Genomic DNA, 18,099 nt, shown 5'->3' on the forward strand with positions numbered 1-18,099 from the left:
TTATGACGCTACCTTTTTAGCTCGATAAAGCACACCACCTGTGAAAGTGCATTTGTTAACACATCCAAGTCAGTGCGATTTGTTATTGTTGTGATCGTTTTGCTTTGCGTTTCAAGGTCTTTCGCAACTTTCGCTAGTCGCTTAAAGCCCAGACCTGCTGCAGCGCCCTTAATTCCGTGTGCTAACTCGAATAATGCTGAACCTTGCTCTATTTCAGCAACCTGTTCTAGGTAATCATGGCAAAGTTTAGCAAATTTATCTAACATTGTTTGCAAAAACGTTTCATTTTGCATCATTTGTGATAAAGCAAACTCATAATCAAAAAAAGCTTCTTCTGTTTTATCTGACTGGAAAATATTACTTGCCAATGCCTTGCACGCCTGTGTGCTATTAATTGGTTTTAGCAAATAATCATTCATGCCAACGGCTGTGGCTTTCGCCCGCTCTTCTTTGCTTGCATTGGCGGTCAAGGCAATAACGGGTAGCTCAGTTTCAGACCACACGGCTCTGATCTGCTTGGTCGCTTGATAGCCATCAATGTTTGGCATATGGATATCCATCAGGATGATGTCGGGTTGCAGTGAGCGACAAACTTCCTCAATATGTTCGGCGCTTTGTAGCCCTATGGTAGAAATACCATTCTGCTTCAACATATTTTCAGTAATATCTAAATTTAAGTTGTTATCGTCGACCACCAAGCAAAGCGCACCGGCAACCTGCATACACACGTTGTCGACGGTTTGCGTCATATGGGCAAATTCAGCAAGCCATGTATAGGCTGATTGGTAAAACACATTTTGATTAAGCGCAATATGGTTACTTTGCTCAGGAAATTCCCCCTCACAATGTAGTAGTAATGCAGTATTTCCAGGTAGCGCATAAGCGGGGTCAAGCGCTGCTTCCGGTGGAATAACAACAATAGACTTGTCGAGCTGAGTATTCATCGCGTGCAATCGTTCAACAGATAAAGGTTCTGCAAGACCTGAAAAATAGCTTGGTAAGCTATGCGCTTCGGTGGTGAGACAGTAAACTTCTTTGTGACTATCCACAACTGGACAAGCGCCTTTATCTAGCACCAATTCGAAGAAAAAGCAGCTTCCCTCGCTCGGGGTTGAGTTAACCGCAATATCGCCACCCAAGAGTGCAACTTCTTGCTTCACAATCGCAAGCCCCAAACCAATGCCTTCGTGACGACGTGTGAAGCTTTCATCACCTTGGGTAAATGCGTCAAAAAGATGTTCAATCTCTTGCGATTTGATCCCAACTCCTGTGTCCCAAACAGCAAACTTTATGGTTTGTTTTGCAGCTCTATCATTAACTAACGTTACCTTCAAACCAACCTTACCATGATTGGTATACTTTACAGCGTTACCAAGTAGGTTTACTAAGATTTGCTTTACCTTATCTTCATCACTGTACAGGTAAGGCCAAACTTGAGGGTCGACCTGTAACTCAAATTCCAAACCTTTTTGTATACATAAAGGTTTAATCAGTGATTCTATCGTGGTAAATACATGGCAGGTCTGAAATGTCTCGTATTGAATTGTACCTTGATGACTTTCGACTTTAGCAAACTCTAAAATACTGTTGAGCATGGTAAGCAGCTCGTTTGCAGCTCCAGAAAGCTGCTGCAATTTTTTATTCTGAACTCGAGTCAGCGCCTCACTTTTGATCATATCCGCCAAACCTAATATGGCATTAATTGGCGTTCTAATTTCATGGCTGATATTCGCGATAAAGCGGCTTTTGGCAAGCGTTGCGCGCTCAGCATCTTGCTTTGCCAACAACAAACCGGTGATATTTTGAATATGGATTACGTAATACTTAGGGCGCTTATTTTTATCCCAAACTAAAGAAATACTCAATTGTAACCAGCGGTGCTTACCCGACTGTGAGATCATGTGTTCAACGACTTTCTTTTGCTCTTTTAATAGCCCAGCCAAGACAGGCTTTAGCTCTTGCCAGTTTTGTTCATCAAACAAGCGTTCCAGCTGCTTTTCTCCCGTATTCTTATCAAGTGACAAGTAACGTTTGGCAGCCTTGTTCATCTCCAAAATTTTACCGCTGATCGCAGCTAAAATCACGCCATTAGGTGCAAACTCAGTCGCTGCCCTAAAGTTTTCTTCAGAGTCTCTTAGGGCATTATATGCCTCTTGTGCGGCAGTAATATCTCTCGCAACCCCCAAACAACCGATGAGCTTTCCAGTTTCCGACTTCAATGGCGTGATAGTCAAAAAGTAGGTATTTGCTCCAAGGACAAAATTAGTTGCCACTTGTTCTTGCGAGCGCTCCATCGCCGCTTCTTGCTCAAGTAATATGGTTAATCCAGATGTCACTTCAGGTTGTGTTTTCGCAACCAAATCCGACTTATCAACACCCATAAACTCTTCAAATGCGCGATTACAGCCTATGAATGAACCGTCGATATTTTTGAAATAGATAATATCGGGCACAGAGTCAAGCACTGCATTAAGTAAAGCCGCTTGACGCTCTTTTGCCTCAAAGCTTTGCTTTAATGCCTGTTGTTTACGCTTAATTTCGTCGTCTAGTTCTTGATTATGTTGCTTAAGGGCATGCATTAAGCGAGATTTTTGCTCCACCACCTGTTTGATTTGTATAAACCAAGGTTGCCATTCAGAGGGGATAGGATAATTTAAAGTGGCTTGTGGTGTATGCTCTTGCAAAGATAGATAGTTCACAAAATGCTTTAAAGGTCGGACAAATATTTGTCCGCTTAACCACACAATAGTCACAAAGGTAAAAAGAATAAAAAACAGTAGTAGTGCAAGTTCGAGCAAGATCTCCCGCTGTAGTGGAGCGGCAAACTGCTCATAGCTTTCATGATAGTTTAAACTGATAGGCTCTTTGGCGGGTTTTGCGATAAAGTGCAGTCCGTACTGCCAAGGTGCTGATGAATTTACAAGCCCATCGTGGTCGTGATCATAGCGTTCTCCAGCGATAATCTCATCACTTTGGTTTTTAAATTCCATCGTACCTTCTAAGGAGCCGATGTTTAACAACCACCTATCAATAATATCGCTATCATAAATCATCAATACATGAGCGTTATCCACCGTTGATAGTTTCTTACCGAGCGCAAACATTTGTCTATCGAAAAACTTCACGGGTGGACCAACGACTATATTGCCCAAGCTAAAGTCGGGTTCGAACTTACCTTGAACTAGCCGCGTGATGAAATGGCTGCTTGAGGCTTCTCGACGCTTAACATACGCAAAGCCGTCATCTTCTACGTATGCGACCGCATACAATCCACCTTGCAACGCGAGCGCGGCATCAAAAGCGGTATTAAGCGACAATACGGTTTGCCATCGTTTCGTGGCAAAAAGCGCTTCACTGACTTGCCCACGACCAACAATCTCTCCACCATTGTTTGGTAACGCATGATAATAATGTTCAGGGTGTTGCTCTATATCTTCTAACCACTCTGGTGGCTTTTGAAAAGAAATGGGCTGCGCTAGGTTAACGGCGATACTATCAAGAACGACATGTGCAGCATAAAACTCTTGTTTCAGCTGCTGAGAAACATATTCATACTGACCAAAACGTACTTTGTACTGGCGTTCGAGTTTAATTTGATAGAGATGGTAAGCTAAGACGAGGACAAGTAGGATGGGTATTATTACCGCCACTAAAATTCCCTTTCGGTAACTTTTTAGTGGTAAAAATTCTTTTGTCGCATCCATTTACTGGCTCGTTCCCGTTTGCACACAGTGTTAGCAAAAGAGTAACGAGCCAGTCGGCTCAAGGCAAGTTATAAATTTTCTTCAGCAAAACTTGCCAAGCGGCTTCGTACTACACCGTTTAAGTTAATGGTAGCGCTACCTTCAAAGTCTTTAAAGCGCTCAACAATATAAGTTAACCCTGATGTCACCGGGGTGAGGTAATTACTATCAATCTGGGCGAGGTTTCCCGTACAGATCAATTTGGTTCCCTCACCGCAGCGAGTGATGATAGTTTTTAACTGTGATGCCGTTAAGTTTTGGCTCTCATCTAAAATAACGACCGCATTTTGAATACTTCGGCCACGCATAAAATTCACCGATTTGAACTGAATGTTCGCCTTTTCCATAATGTAGTTACGGCTAGTCACGGGGCTTTCATCGTGTTTGTGGAGCACTTCTAAGGTATCTGTGATTGCCGCAAGCCAAGGGGCCATTTTCTCTTCTTCGGTACCCGGTAAAAAGCCGATGCTCTCTGCAATTTCAGGCGTATTTCGCGTCACAATTACCTTATCGTAAATTCCTTTTTCGATGATCATTTCAAGCGCACTGGCAAGCGCCAATAAGGTTTTTCCGCACCCTGCAGGCCCGGTTAGTATCACCAGTTCAATGTCAGTATCAAGTAATGCATCCAGCGCCATACCTTGGTTGATATTTTTCGGTTTCACTCCCCATGCTTGACGGTGCATCAAACGTTCAACGCCTAAGTCTTTTAATCGAATGTGCTCAGAGTCATAACCCACAACCCGAGCTGCGAAGTGATTAGTATCGTCTATCAGATACTCATTACAGAACACATCAGGTACGAGTGATTTTGGCACATCATGAACCGTGTATCGTCCTTCCTGCTGCGTTTGACACTCACCAACATTCTGCCAAAAATCGCCTTCAACCTTTTTAAAGCCACTGGTTAACAGTGCAATGTCGTCAATTAGCTGATCGGTACGATAATCTTCAACATACTTGAGTCCAGCGCCTTTCGCTTTTAGTCGCATGTTGATGTCTTTGGTAACCAGCACCACTTTTTTGTCGCTGTACTGAGTTTGCAAATGTACCGCACAATTAATAATGCGGTGGTCATTTTCGTTGCCGGGTAACCCGGAGATGGAATCAGGAAACAGGTGATCGTTTACAATAATCAATTTACCTGAACAGGGCGTCCGGTGACTTTCAATCCTCAATGTTGGTAGCGCTACCCCCTCTAGCATTTGCTCTGGTGTTGCATCGCGAAGCACATCATCTAACCCACGAATGGCAACTCTTGCGTCTCGGCTCACGTCACTCTTTCGATCTTTAATGTGATCGAGTTCTTCAAGGACAGTCATAGGAATAACAACATCGTGTTCTTGGAAGGAAAGATAAGCGAGTGGTTCATGGAGAAGTACGTTGGTGTCGAGCACGTACACTTTATGGTCTTTGTCTTGTTTTACCATAGCGCATTCCTGTTGTTTACAGATTATTATGCTATACCCAATACACAATACACAACGTAGTGACCGATTATGTTTTGGGTATAGTTCAAGTTTAGTCTATTTGTCACAAAAGTCGCTTTTATGACAGTAGAAAATCCAACTTGCATATTGATAAAAAACAACTAGTTGGCGATGGCCATGCCAACTAGATAGAAAAAGCGCCAGCACTTGATAAATAAAGGCCTGAGTCACTGTTGTGTATTGAACAAACCGACATGAATAGGTAACATAGCCGCCTTTTTTCTGCATAGACGAGATAACCATGAATTTTTCCTTAGGTCAGCGCTGGATCAGTGATACGGAATCAGATTTGGGATTGGGTACAATAGTGGCACTTGAGGGGCGTCAAGTGACTATTTTATTTCCCGCTAGCGGAGAAAACCGTGTTTACTCAGTACAGGAAGCACCTGTAACTCGAGTTGTATTCAACCCAGGCGATGTGATCCGCCATGTTGAAGAGTGGGAACTACGTGTTGACAGCGTGGAAGAGCAAAATGGACTATTTTGCTATCATGGTACTCGAGTTGATAATGAAGAAGAGACTTCATTCAAAGAGACCTTTCTTGATCACTTCCTCAAGTTCAATAAACCTCAAGATCGTCTATTTGCAGGCCAAATCGACCGTTTTGATCGCTACACACTGCGCTATCAAACTTGGCAACACCAGTTTGATAAAGAACAATCTCACCTTAAAGGGTTGATAGGTCAGCGTGCTAGCCTTATTCCGCACCAGCTTTATATTGCCGATGAGGTCGGTAAGCGCTTTGCACCTCGCGTACTTCTGTCTGATGAAGTAGGCCTAGGTAAAACCATTGAAGCGGGCATGATTTTACACCAGCAAATTCTCTCTGGTCGTGCCAACCGTGTGTTGATCGTGGTTCCAGAGAACTTACAACACCAATGGCTGGTAGAGATGCTACGCCGCTTTAACCTGCACTTTTCGATTTTTGACGAAGAGCGTTGTAGCGAAGCGTATGCAGATGCACCGAATGTATTCGAAACAGAGCAACTGGTACTGGTTAGCCTAGAGTTTATTACCAAAAAGCGCCGCTGGTTTGAACAAGCCACACTCGCTGATTGGGATCTACTGATTGTTGATGAAGCACACCACCTGACGGTCACAAAGGAAAAGCCAAGCACCGAATATCAACGTATTGCTGAGCTTTCTCAGGATATTCCTGGACTTATCTTGTTGACTGCAACACCTGACCAACTTGGTCACCGCAGTCACTTTGCGCGTTTACAGCTACTCGATCCAGACCGCTTCTACGACTACGACGTGTTCGTTGAAGAAGAAAGTCATTATAAAGAAGTCGCAGAAGCCGCGAACAACCTACTGCAAGACAAAAAGTTAGATGCAAAAGAAGAACAAACACTTTGTACACTGCTAAAAGAAACCGATATTTCAGAGCTACTTGCAAAGGCACAAAGTGGCGATAGCAACGCCAAAGCTGAAATCTTGTCTATGTTACTAGACCGTCATGGTACTGGCCGTATTCTATTTAGAAATAGCCGCAGTGGCATTGATGGCTACCCAAGTCGTTTATTACATCAATACCCAGTACCTTTACCGAAGCAATACAAAACAGCAATGTCGGTAATGGGTAACATTGGTGGTATTCAAAGTCCTGAATTTAACGCGATGCGTGCTTTGTTCCCAGAAAAAATCTTCCAAGAGTTCGAAGGTGAAGGAAGCAGCTGGGCGCAGTTTGACCCGCGCGTTGAGTGGTTGATTGCTAAATTAAAAGAGCTGAAACACGAAAAAGTACTGCTTATTTGTGCCAAAGCGGAAACCGCAATTAGCCTTGAACAAGTGTTACGTGAGCGCGAAGCGATTAAAGCGGCGGTGTTCCACGAAGGCATGTCGATCATTGAGCGCGACCGCGCGGCAGCGTTTTTTGCTGATGAATATGATAGCGCGCAAGTATTACTCTGCTCTGAAATTGGCTCTGAAGGTCGTAACTTCCAGTTCTCACATCACTTGGTGCTATTTGACTTACCGCTTAACCCTGACTTACTTGAGCAACGTATTGGTCGTCTTGACCGCATTGGTCAAAAGCACGACATCAATATCCACGTGCCTTACTTTGAAAGTACCGCACAAGAAGTATTACTACGTTGGTATCACGAGGGCTTAGATGCATTCGAAACCACTAGCACCACAGGGCAAATGCTGTATAAGTCTTTTTCTGATGATTTGTTAGCGCTAATCGCTGAACACAACTGTGACGAAGACGAATTAGATCCTCTATTGGAGCAAGCCGCAAAAGAAAATGCTCAGCTGCGCACAAAGATGGAGCAAGGTCGAGACCGTCTACTTGAGCTTCACTCAAGTGGCCAAGGTAAAACAGATAATATCGTTGCTGAACTTGAAGCACTTGATAACGACGTAATTTTACCTGCGTTTATGATTAATGTGTTTGATACTTTTGGTGTTAACCAAGAAGACAAAGGCGAGAATACGATTATTCTCAAACCTACCGAGCACATGCTAAATCCTTCTTTCCCTTGTTTGAAAGACGATGGCATCACAGTGACTTTTGACCGTAACACCTCACTGTCACAAGAAGACGCGCATTTCATCAGCTGGGATCACCCAATGGTCAGCGGCGTAATGGATATGATCTGTAACGATGACTTTGGTTGTGCATCAGTGGCACTGCTTAAAAACAACAAGTTACCTGTCGGTACTTTCTTCGTTGAAATGATCTTCGTTGCAGAAGCTTCTGCGCCTAAGTCTCTTCAAGTGGGCCGCTTTTTACCGCCTACACCAATTCGCGTCCTAATGGATAAAGGTGGCAATGACTTAGCCCAAAACGTTGCGTTTGACGCATTCAATCAACAGCTTTCTGCCGTTGGCAGACAAACAGGCAGTAAGCTGGTTAATGCCCTGCAAAGTGCTATTCACCCGCTTATTACTCAAGCTGGCGATATTGCACAGGCTCAACTTGAAAGCATTCAAGCCAATGCTATGGATAAAATGCTAAAGCAATTAGGTGATGAGCAAGGTCGTTTGCAAGCACTTAAAGCTATCAATCCGAACATCCGTGACGAAGAAGTTCAAGTATTTGATAAGCAAAGGGCTGAGCTGAGCACACACATTGAAAAAGCGCAGCTTAAGCTGGATGCGATTCGTTTAATTGTGGTTGCCAACCAGTAAACCTCGCACACCGAAAGAGAGCCTCAGCTCTCTTTCTTGCTACCGCTCACTTAGCAACTCATATATAATACGCGGCTTCGTTCTTGTTCATGCTGAGGCAGCTGGTGTTACTAAATTACGCGCCCCCCCTTTCTCCCTATCTTGATGTTTTGTACCAAGATGAAGATATGTTGGTGCTCAACAAGCCAAGCGGATTACTCACCGTACCTGGTAAAGATCCAAAGCATTGGGACAGCGCTATCGCAAGAGTGAATTTTGTCTACCCTACGGCAAGAATTGTGCATCGCCTCGATATGGCAACATCCGGCGTGCTGTGCCTTGCGATGAATAAAGCAGCGCATCGCCATCTAAGTATTCAATTTCAAGACCGGTTAACCCACAAACACTATATCGCCCGTGTTCATGGCAAACTACAGCTGCAAACGGGTTCTGTTGATTTACCACTAGTGTGTGATTGGCCTAATCGCCCAAAGCAAATGGTTTGTCATGAGACCGGAAAACCTTCATTAACGCATTTTGAAGTCATGGAGTATGAATCGCAGGCAACACGCGTTAAGCTAACCCCCATTACAGGACGTTCTCATCAACTCAGAGTACATATGCTTTCGCTTGGACACGTTATCCTAGGTGATAGACTATACGCTACGGGAGAGGCGTTAGCAGCGGCTTCACGTCTACAGTTGCATGCAGAGATGCTGCAAATTTCACATCCAACAACCACTGAGATGATGACCTTTACCGCACCGGTTCCTTTCTAAGTAACCTGTTTACTCTGTTAGTTAGAAACGGTTTAGACACTGTGGCCTTCGAAAATTAAGCAAATTTAGCGTTGCCAGCTAACGCTCAGATTAACGTTTGATTAGTCACTAAACAAAGCGAGTAAAAAGCACGCGGTTAACACATAAATTGCATTACTATGGTTTCGTGATCGGCAGATGTTTTATATACTGTAATTGTTCCCTAGCTCGTAGGACAGCTGATTAAGTCCCTGAGCCGATAAATTTCGTTTAGGATAGCAGTTTGTTTACTATTGAGCATGCTCGGCATGTACCGAGAAGCCTACGGTAGGCTGTTGCTCTCCGCCTTGAACCTCAGGGTTCAAGGGCTGACATCGGCATCCGCGAAGCCGGGGAACAACCTTTCCCACTCTACGCATGTCATTGCCGTAGAATTAACTCGCTTTTACACATACTCAATAAACCACACCTCCAACTCGATACTATAAATTCGGCTACACGGTTAACGTCGCAAAGCAAAAGAAATCGCGAAATAGACGCTCGAAAAGAGTCGCGAGATAAACTCTAGAAAAGAGTCGCGAGATAAACTCTAGAAAAGAGTCGCGAGATAAACTCGCTGCTACGAAAGATTATTGTAAGCTATGCTCATATCTCAGTGTTTTAAATTACTATGAGTTAGTACCAACTCACTACAAGACATCTTTATATGAAAGGAAAAACCATCAAAAACTTTCATTTTTATTGATAACCTTTTGTTCTATTCCATAGTCAAAGAATATTTTAGCCCAATCAACAAAACCTCTATAGTAGCGCGTTATTTTCATATATTTCGAAAGGTATTTTGATGTCTTTTGCTGTTATCGCCGCGTTGGTGGTTTTTATTGCCATACTTTTCGGTCTTTACCGCTTTCAACAGCGCTCCGAAACCCTGTCTCGAACAGTATTATTAGGCTTAGTTGCGGGTAGCCTATTTGGACTCGCCCTACAATTTGTTTTCTCCAGTGACTTAACCACTAAACAGACTGTACTAGATTGGGTTGCGATTGTTGGTAGCGGCTATGTCAACCTTCTAAAAATGGTCATTATGCCATTGGTCTTAGTTTCTATGATTGCCGCGGTCGTAAAATTAGATAATCAAGGCTCACTTGGAAAGATCTCATTTATCACCATCGCAATTTTAGTTTTTACCACGGCCATTGCGGCGCTTATTGGTATTTTTATCACTCAAGCATTTGGGTTAAGCGCTCAAGGCTTAGTTGAAGGTGCACGCGAAACTGCCAGAATAGCGATACTTGAAGAGCGTGCAACAACCGTTGCCGATTTAACCATTCCACAAATGCTGCTTAGCTTTGTACCAACCAATCCGTTTGCTGACTTAACTGGCGAGCGCTCGACCTCGATTATCGCCGTAGTGATTTTTGGTGTGTTAACTGGTATTGCTGCTCGTAGAGCCATCATGGAAGAGTCAGATTTAAGTAGCCCAATAAAAAATGCAGTTGAAGGCGCACAGGCCGTTGTACTGCGATTAGTACGTATGATCATCGCCCTCACACCTTACGGTGTAGCTGGCTTGATGGCCAAAGTGATCGCCACATCAAGCATGGCTGACATTATTAGCTTACTCGGTTTTATTATTGCCTCTTACGTTGCCATTTTACTGATGTTTTTGGTGCATGGTTTGCTCGTTACTTTGGTTGGTGAAAACCCAAAGCATTTCTTCCAAAAAATTTGGCCAGTTTTAACTTTTGCTTTCACCTCACGAAGCTCTGCGGCAACCATTCCACTGAACGTTGAAGCGCAGATCCACAAGCTTAATGTTCCCCCTGCGATTGCAAACCTTTCCGCATCGTTTGGTGCGACGATCGGACAAAATGGCTGCGCAGGCATTTATCCTGCAATGCTTGCTGTAATGGTTGCGCCAACGGTAGGAATTGACCCGTTCGCACTCGATTTTATTGTCTCTTTAGTCGCTATGGTTGCAATTAGCTCGTTTGGTATTGCGGGTGTTGGAGGTGGTGCCACTTTCGCGGCGCTAGTGGTACTGCCTGCGATGGGACTACCAGTGACGATTGCAGCGCTGCTTATTTCTATTGAGCCATTAATTGATATGGCAAGAACGGCACTCAATGTATCAGGCTCAATGACCGCAGGTACAGTGACAAGTCGCTTGTTAAAGCAAAAGCATACTAACGAAACAATTTAGTGCGACGACAGCTTAAGGGCCAGTAAGTTCTGGCCCTTCACTTTTAATCAATCACGAGCTTTGCAGTGCCAAGCCAAAAAGACAGCAAGGACTTCATTGAATCCACCAGCTCATGATATTGGGATGGTTTGGTCATATAAGAATTTGCCCCAAGCAAGTAACACTGTTTTATATCTATCTCTGAGTCCGATGTACTGAACATAATAACCGGAATATGCTTAAGGTTTGCAGCCCCTCGCATCTCAGCCAATACATCTTTACCGCTTTTTCGTGGCATATTTAAATCAAGAATAATAAGGCTAGGCAATAGTTCGGTGCTATTGAGTTTTTCAATCAACTCGACGCCATCACTTACAAATTGTAACTTAGCCTCCATCACACCGTTGTCTTCAAATGCATCACGGATTAATTCTTGGTCGTCGAAATCATCATCTGCAACCAAGATATAGTTTACAGAGTGAAGCTGTTTAATTAATTCATGATGATGACCCATACACACTCTCCTTAAACTCGCATTAAACCTCGAGTTTGTATGCTGATATCAGAACCGCATCAATGGCTCTACAGCTAAGTTAAATCGCTTGCGCTGAAATCGGCAAGCTAAAATAGAAAGTAGAACCTTGCCCCACTTCCGTTTCGACCCATATGCGACCATGATGTCTTTCGACGATTTTTTTACAAATAGCAAGCCCAAGCCCAGTACCGGCATATGCGCTACGACCATGTAATCTTTCAAAAAGATTGAAGATCTGCTCACTAAATTCGGGATCAAAACCAATCCCGTTATCCTTAACGGCAACAATCAGTTCATTTGCTTTACGTTCGCTGCTAATCAAGACCCTCGGCGCTCTTTCTGGCGCACTAAACTTAATCCCATTATTAATTAAGTTTAGCAGCACACGCTGCAACTGCCTGCGATCTCCAAATACGTCGCCAAGCCCCGTGGTATCCACTTGTGCGTTTGATTCTTTAATAACTAACTCAAGATCCAGTAAGGTTTCAGCTAACGCATTATCGCCATCAAATGATTTAAATGACTCGCCTTTACGATCAATCCGTGAAAAGCTTAGTAATCCTTTGATCAACTTTTGCATTCGCTCAGCAGAATCCATCATGCGCTTAAGATAAGAGGCATGTCTATCATTTAGTCCCTCAGCTGAACACTGGATCCGATCGCCGAACATTTGGATTTTTCTAAGCGGCTCTTGTAGATCATGGGACGCTAAAAAGGCAAAACGCTCCAGCTCTTGATTCGACTCATGTGCTTTCTCAAGTGCTATCGTCAGTAATTGCTCAGCAGTGCGACGCGAAGTGATCTCATTTTCCAACGCTTCGGTACGCTTGGTAACTTTTTGCTCTAGAATTGCATTAAGCTTTTTATATCGCTCAGATTTAGCCAGCACATAATTAACCAAGGTATTACGAAACTTCAATGCACAACTTACTTCAGCTTCCGTCCAAGGGTGAGATTTGCACTTCACATTCTCGACCCACAACTTAAACGAACTACGCGGCATTAAACGGTGGCTACCATCATCCAAAAACTCAATGGATTTTTCAGGCTTCCCTCCCCAATTTTTGGTTTGAATAACTTCCTTTCTAAACCACATGATGAAATGATTAGCATCCGCTGAAAGTGGCATCAATAGCACCCCACTCGCAGTTTTCGCAAAGGCTTTAAATGTTTCGTTAAGCTCACCTAAATTATGGCAATAAAAAATGGAGTCATCGCCAAGTTGATGCTCTGCAAGCCAACGGTAAATACTCTCAATATCCGCTTTTGCGGGAGTTTGCCCGTAGCACTCCAAATCATTCTCAACGCGCCACGCGACACCCGTAGCTTTCATCATCTCTTGTAATGCAGCGGACTCGTAGCGTAGCCCATCAACAAAAAAGATTTCTTTTGCCATGCGCTCTGTGACGGAAGAGCTCAATGTCAGTGCATTGGCTTCTGCCATAGCTTCTAAGGATGAGGTCTTGAGAGAGATCAGATAAGACAACATCAACCCCATATACTGGGCGACTTCACGAGTGTTAAATGGGACTATGTGTTTTTCGTAGTGGTGACAGGCTATCAGTCCCCATAATTTACCAGCAACGATAATACTGATAGACATGGTTGCCTGAACGCCCATATTGCGTAAATACTGGCAATGAATAGGTGAAACACTACGTAAAATACAGGCGCTTAAATCGATCGCCCGGTCTTGCGGATAAAGTGGTGAATTTTCGCCATCAACATCAGCAAGCAAGCGGATCGGATTCCTTAAATACAGCGCTCTTGCTTGTTTTGGAATATCAGACTCGGGAAAATGCTGATGTAAAAAGGAGTTAAGTCCACTGCGCTTAGCCTCTGCAACTACTTCACCATTATATTCATGGTCAAATTTATACAGCATCACCCTGTCAAACCGCGTTAATTCTCTAATTTCTTCGACAGCCATCTCGTACGAAGCCTGTAACGATTGAGAATCCACCATACTAGACAACGAATGTTTCATAAGGTGCTGCATTGAATGATTGATTTCAACGCCATACGCCGTGTTTTGCTCAAGTTCTAAAATAAGCCCTGCTTCGTTTTGACTAGCGACTACGGAGAATTCAACGCATGTTGAGTCCTTGGTTTTTATGCTGGCTGTCATCGGATTCAAACGATGGATATCAGAGGAGTTACAGTTGCTGGCAAGCAACTCAGAAAATGGAGACGCAAAAATCGTCTCAGCATGAGTATTGACCAAAGCACTAGGCTCAAGTCCTACAAGTGCGGCAAAGTTTTCGCTAAAATAGCGTAGTGTTAATGTGTTGATATCGAATAGCAATAAATAGCCATGCGGCTGAATTGAACCTGGAATATGAATTGGCTCTTTATGACAGTTGTCTAATGTTGCTTCGAACTTCTCCACCTTTTGTACACCTTTTTCCTTAGTTTACCTCGCAGTCTCATCCTATCATGGATCCCTACCTAGTATGCAAGCAACAGAGTAAGTAAGCACTCGGTTCACAAAGCAATTAAATGCGATTAGACTTAAGCAATTAGGAAGTAAAAAAGTAAGTGTATGATGACAACCACAGTAAAGTGTCCAACCTGCCAACAGGCTGTTGAATGGTCTGATAAAAGCCCATTTCGCCCGTTTTGCTCAAAACGCTGTCAATTAATTGATTTAGGTGATTGGTCTGACGAATCAAATACGATTTCAACACCGATGAAAAGCGGTGAGCTCACACCTCAAGATGCTGAAAGTTTGATTGAAGATATAGAAGCGATGCTGGCAAAAAACGACGACAGCTTTTTTAAAGAATAAACCTGTGGGCCGATTTCCTCGGCCTTTTCCTCTCATTAGCAACTTGTTTGGCAAGACAAACAATTCAAACTCAGCAGCTTGTACTAGCGCTCTATTTCCGTTTGATCTTGTTCCGTCTTTTGCTCTGTGTTTCTCACCTCATTTTGATAAGTTTTAGCTATATGCCCCGCCCCTTCCAAAATATCACTTAATTGGATCCGGCAAATTTCCGACAATTTAATTAAGGTACCTAAGCGAAATGAGCTTGTTCCGTTCAGGTAATCGTCCAGTGTGGTGAGACCTATTCCGAGCTTCTGGCTAATGGTTTTTTTAGTATAGCCTTTACGCTTTTTGAGTTCTTTTAGCAGTTCTCGGATCCTAAGTGTCACCTCGTATTCTTCAGGTGTCTGCATGTCTCCCTCAGTGATACCTAGTAACAAACAGCCAACAACAAAGAATACCCTTAGTTACTCTGAAGAAAACAAAAGTTATTGGAAAGTTTGTGCGCGTAAATTAAGAATTTTTCAATTCAACACTATTTCAAAGAGTTGTCCGCAGACTCGCAAGATGCACTCTTAATCGAAAAGTACCACAACGAAAACATGTTATCAACATGTAACTTAAATCAGTACAAACAGTTGTAATATTTTGTACACTAATCCCAATTGGCCACTACTCTTGGTCAATTTGGAGTACCAGCTCTCACTATCCAAAAGTGATTGGCAAGAAATGATAAAGCCCTTACCGGAAAGGTTAGGGCTAAGTTGGAGAGAAACATCGAGACTTAATCTGCTTTTTTATGGCTTTTGTGACTACGACGTGATTTAAGTGCTTGGAGCTTATCGCGCTGCTCTTCATTCAATACATGGAATACTTTGTGGCGAGTTTCCATTGAAAGTAGTGCCCACGCTTGCTTTTTATCTTGGCCTTTTTCCAGTAAAAGTTGCGCTTGCACCTTATCAAAGGTTGGCGCTGCCATAAGTGCTTTCATTTCCTCACGATAAGCTGAATGTGCTTCTTTCCCGCTTTCTTTTAGCGCTTTTTTTGCAGTTTTGTAATCTGCGTAAATTGTCTTTAGTTGGCCTTGCTGCGCTTCTGTTAACTCTAATAACTTCTGACCTTTATCTGATAGTAGCAACCTTGCTGAGTGCTCAAGCTGCCCGCCCATTGGGCCCGCGTTTGCAGTGAAGCTGAAAGTCGATACGCCAAGTGCTGTAACTAATGCTAAAGTAGATAGTAATTTCATGGTATTGGCTCCTTGTTCGCCATTGCTTTGTCACTTCCAAATTTAGCAAGCACAAAGAAAAGGAACGTCAGACAGAGGTAAAGTTTTGTCAGTGCTTTGCAAAAAAAAGCAAAGGCAATTTACATAAGGCGTTGAAGTAAGTTGTAATATGCTAGAGCCGAACTATTCAGGCCAACGCCAATCAACAATGCTGGACTAAGTATGACAATGAAACATTCCATTTTACTTATTGATGACGACCAAGAACTTTGCGGCCTGTTAAAAGAATACTTTACTGCAGAAGGCTTTGAAGTGGCGATGGCCCACACAGGAACTGAAGGTCTACAGCTGGCATTAAAGCAAAATTTCGACCTGATATTATTAGACGTAATGCTTCCCGAAATGGATGGTTTTGAAGTACTAAAAGCGTTACGTGTCCAGAAGATGACACCCGTTATTATGTTAACGGCAAAAGGCGATGACTTTGACCGCATCTTTGGCTTGGAGCTAGGTGCTGACGATTATATTCCAAAACCGTTTAACCACCGCGAGCTACTCGCGCGAGTTAAAGCCATTACCCGTCGCGTCGATCATTATAAGCAACACAGTCCGGATGATACCTTTACTATCCACCAGCTACGTTTAGATGTAGCTTCAAGAAGTGCTACTGTTAATGGCGAGGTGCTGTCACTGACGGGCACCGAATACGAGGTGTTACTCTTGCTGGTCAGAACCGCAGGAGAAGTGGTCGACAAGCAGACTATTTCGCGACAAGTACTAGGCCGGCCACTTGTGCCTTATGATCGCTCTATCGATATGCATGTCTCTAACGTTCGCAAGAAAATTGCCGCATTAAGTGAGCACACTTATATCAAAACGATCCGCGGCGCTGGCTATATATTTCTAAAGGCATAATGAATGAAGCGGTACTTACTTGTTAAGGTTTTTGCCTGGTTTTGGCTCACTATCATTGCCACTATCTTGTTGTTGCTTGGGATCAGCATGCTACAACCTGATGTTGTAGAAACTCACCGTATCTCAAAACCCATGCTGCAAAATCTAAAACAATTAGAGCAAGCGCTTATACGCGCAAGCGAGCGTCCTAATTTTGAGTTGGGTAAGGTCGCCAAACTGCGTAAAAGAAAGGCGCGAAATATCTACTTGAGCCACCGCGATGCCGAAAAAAGCGTTGCCGCCGATCCCAATATAAAAACGCTGAATTTAGATTTACTCAGTTTTACCGAAGATGCCAAACCGGCCGCAATTTTTACCCCAGAGTACAAGGCTTTTGGCCCCCTAGAGCTTACACTTCAAGGTGAAAGCTATCGTCTTTATTTAATTTTTGAAAACCATACCCCAAGTGCGCTCATCAAATTAAGAACTCTACCGCTTTGGGTAAAAATCGCGGTCGTGCTAGGCGCAAGCTTATTACTGTGTTTTTGGTTTACTCGAGATCTATTGTCGCCAATTAAAGAGCTACAAAAAGCTGCTGCAAAACTTTCTCGTGGAGAATTGTCGAGCAGAGCCAATATAAATACCAAGCGCCAAGATGAACTCGGTCAACTGGGTCATGATTTTAACTTAATGGCAGATAAGTTAGAGTCTTTAGTTAATAATCAAAAGCGCTTGCTTGCTGATATATCCCATGAACTACGCTCACCGCTCACCCGCTTACAAATGGCCACAGGCCTCGCTGCCGGTCATGCTACAGCGCAAAGCCAAAGTTATATCGAGCGCATTGAGCGTGAAGCTCAGTTAGTTGAAAATATGCTCAGTGATATTTTGCATTTATCTAAGCTCGAAGCGGATCAAGTGCCAATCGATATGCAGATAATTAAGCTCAATGAACTGCTCGACCCGATATTGGAAGATGCACTGTTTGAAGCACAACAATTAGGGAAAAACCTTATCGTCACAGCACTACCCGAGGCAACACTTTATGGCGATCCAATGCTACTTAACCGCGCATTCGAAAACATTATTCGTAACGCGATCAAGTATGCGACTAGCCTTATTAATGTCGATATTGAGAGTGATGGTAATCAGTTGCTATGCACTATCAGTGATGATGGTAAAGGCGTAAGTGAAGATATGCTCGACAAGCTTTGTATTCCATTTTTCAGAGTATCGAGCGCACGTACGCCAAGCAAAAATCAAATGGGCGGGTTTGGGCTGGGTCTTGCCATTGCGCAGCACGCGTTAAAAGTACATGACGCTCATATCGAATTTAGTAATAATGTTGGTTTGCAAGTCAGCATTCGAATTCCATTACATAGGTAGC

General features: G+C 43.3%; 13 protein-coding genes and 1 other RNA gene. 7 read left to right on the forward strand and 7 right to left on the reverse strand.

Features of this window, described 5'->3' with window-relative positions; translation table 11 throughout:
- Nucleotides 1-8: 8 nt before the first annotated feature.
- From A587_RS0103420 to A587_RS0103430, 3 genes are all read right to left on the reverse strand, one after another.
- Complete coding sequence (locus A587_RS0103420; RefSeq protein ID WP_232288009.1) at nucleotides 9-3,650, reverse strand: hybrid sensor histidine kinase/response regulator; 3,642 nt, start codon at nucleotides 3,648-3,650, stop codon at nucleotides 9-11.
- Between the two features lie 122 nt (nucleotides 3,651-3,772).
- A complete protein-coding gene (locus tag A587_RS0103425; protein WP_010606061.1) occupies nucleotides 3,773-5,173 on the reverse strand; it encodes a PhoH family protein in 1,401 nt (466 codons plus the stop codon).
- A gap of 96 nt (nucleotides 5,174-5,269) precedes the next feature.
- Nucleotides 5,270-5,476, reverse strand: a complete 207-nt coding sequence (locus tag A587_RS0103430) for a hypothetical protein (protein WP_017216431.1) — start codon at nucleotides 5,474-5,476, stop codon at nucleotides 5,270-5,272.
- Here A587_RS0103430 and rapA point away from each other — a divergent pair.
- From rapA to A587_RS0103445, 4 genes are all read left to right on the forward strand, one after another.
- Nucleotides 5,475-8,372, forward strand: coding sequence for an RNA polymerase-associated protein RapA (gene rapA / locus A587_RS0103435; RefSeq protein ID WP_017216432.1), 2,898 nt, complete (start codon nucleotides 5,475-5,477; stop codon nucleotides 8,370-8,372). The genes A587_RS0103430 and rapA overlap by 2 nt on opposite strands.
- A gap of 104 nt (nucleotides 8,373-8,476) precedes the next feature.
- Nucleotides 8,477-9,130, forward strand: coding sequence for a bifunctional tRNA pseudouridine(32) synthase/23S rRNA pseudouridine(746) synthase RluA (rluA, locus tag A587_RS0103440; RefSeq protein ID WP_026000868.1), 654 nt, complete (start codon nucleotides 8,477-8,479; stop codon nucleotides 9,128-9,130).
- A 196-nt stretch (nucleotides 9,131-9,326) separates the two neighbouring features.
- A non-coding RNA gene (ssrS, locus tag A587_RS24620) (6S RNA) lies at nucleotides 9,327-9,509 on the forward strand.
- 444 nt (nucleotides 9,510-9,953) lie between these two features.
- A complete protein-coding gene (locus tag A587_RS0103445; protein WP_017216434.1) occupies nucleotides 9,954-11,312 on the forward strand; it encodes an L-cystine transporter in 1,359 nt (452 codons plus the stop codon).
- A 43-nt stretch (nucleotides 11,313-11,355) separates the two neighbouring features.
- Here A587_RS0103445 and A587_RS0103450 read toward each other — a convergent pair whose 3' ends face one another.
- Nucleotides 11,356-11,805 carry a response regulator gene (locus A587_RS0103450; RefSeq protein ID WP_017216435.1) on the reverse strand — a complete coding sequence of 150 codons (450 nt, stop codon included), beginning with the start codon at nucleotides 11,803-11,805 and terminating at the stop codon, nucleotides 11,356-11,358.
- A gap of 79 nt (nucleotides 11,806-11,884) precedes the next feature.
- On the reverse strand, nucleotides 11,885-14,215 hold the full coding sequence (locus A587_RS0103455; RefSeq protein ID WP_017216436.1) for an ATP-binding protein: 2,331 nt from the start codon (nucleotides 14,213-14,215) through the stop codon (nucleotides 11,885-11,887).
- Between the two features lie 156 nt (nucleotides 14,216-14,371).
- Here A587_RS0103455 and yacG point away from each other — a divergent pair, with 156 nt between their 5' ends.
- Nucleotides 14,372-14,614 carry a DNA gyrase inhibitor YacG gene (gene yacG, locus A587_RS0103460; RefSeq protein ID WP_026000869.1) on the forward strand — a complete coding sequence of 81 codons (243 nt, stop codon included), beginning with the start codon at nucleotides 14,372-14,374 and terminating at the stop codon, nucleotides 14,612-14,614.
- Between the two features lie 83 nt (nucleotides 14,615-14,697).
- On the opposite strand, the gene A587_RS0103465 is transcribed toward yacG, so the two are convergent.
- The gene (locus tag A587_RS0103465; RefSeq protein WP_017216438.1) at nucleotides 14,698-15,006 is read right to left on the reverse strand and encodes a helix-turn-helix domain-containing protein; all 309 of its coding nucleotides are present in this window, start codon (nucleotides 15,004-15,006) and stop codon (nucleotides 14,698-14,700) included.
- A 371-nt stretch (nucleotides 15,007-15,377) separates the two neighbouring features.
- Entirely contained in the window at nucleotides 15,378-15,839 is a 462-nt protein-coding gene (locus A587_RS0103470; protein WP_017216439.1) for a Spy/CpxP family protein refolding chaperone, read from the reverse strand.
- A gap of 207 nt (nucleotides 15,840-16,046) precedes the next feature.
- Between A587_RS0103470 and A587_RS0103475 the strand changes: the two genes are divergently transcribed.
- Nucleotides 16,047-16,733 carry a response regulator gene (locus A587_RS0103475; RefSeq protein WP_010372367.1) on the forward strand — a complete coding sequence of 229 codons (687 nt, stop codon included), beginning with the start codon at nucleotides 16,047-16,049 and terminating at the stop codon, nucleotides 16,731-16,733.
- A gap of 3 nt (nucleotides 16,734-16,736) precedes the next feature.
- Complete coding sequence (locus A587_RS0103480; protein WP_017216440.1) at nucleotides 16,737-18,098, forward strand: ATP-binding protein; 1,362 nt, start codon at nucleotides 16,737-16,739, stop codon at nucleotides 18,096-18,098.
- The last annotated feature ends 1 nt before the right edge of the window (nucleotide 18,099 follow it).

The organism is Pseudoalteromonas sp. NJ631 (assembly GCF_000276645.1).
In the GTDB taxonomy this organism is placed as follows: domain Bacteria; phylum Pseudomonadota; class Gammaproteobacteria; order Enterobacterales; family Alteromonadaceae; genus Pseudoalteromonas; species Pseudoalteromonas piscicida.

What these genes read in the sequence shown, in the direction of transcription:
- A587_RS0103430 (WP_017216431.1), bottom strand. Translation starts at nt 5,476, where the DNA reads ATGGTTATCTCGTCTATGCAGAAAAAAGGCGGCTATGTTACCTATTCA.
- rapA (WP_017216432.1), top strand. Translation starts at nt 5,475, where the DNA reads ATGAATTTTTCCTTAGGTCAGCGCTGGATCAGTGATACGGAATCAGAT.
- A587_RS0103475 (WP_010372367.1), top strand. Translation starts at nt 16,047, where the DNA reads ATGAAACATTCCATTTTACTTATTGATGACGACCAAGAACTTTGCGGC.
- A587_RS0103450 (WP_017216435.1), bottom strand. Translation starts at nt 11,805, where the DNA reads ATGGGTCATCATCATGAATTAATTAAACAGCTTCACTCTGTAAACTAT.
- A587_RS0103470 (WP_017216439.1), bottom strand. Translation starts at nt 15,839, where the DNA reads ATGAAATTACTATCTACTTTAGCATTAGTTACAGCACTTGGCGTATCG.
- A587_RS0103480 (WP_017216440.1), top strand. Translation starts at nt 16,737, where the DNA reads ATGAAGCGGTACTTACTTGTTAAGGTTTTTGCCTGGTTTTGGCTCACT.
- A587_RS0103445 (WP_017216434.1), top strand. Translation starts at nt 9,954, where the DNA reads ATGTCTTTTGCTGTTATCGCCGCGTTGGTGGTTTTTATTGCCATACTT.
- A587_RS0103465 (WP_017216438.1), bottom strand. Translation starts at nt 15,006, where the DNA reads ATGCAGACACCTGAAGAATACGAGGTGACACTTAGGATCCGAGAACTG.
- A587_RS0103425 (WP_010606061.1), bottom strand. Translation starts at nt 5,173, where the DNA reads ATGGTAAAACAAGACAAAGACCATAAAGTGTACGTGCTCGACACCAAC.
- yacG (WP_026000869.1), top strand. Translation starts at nt 14,372, where the DNA reads ATGACAACCACAGTAAAGTGTCCAACCTGCCAACAGGCTGTTGAATGG.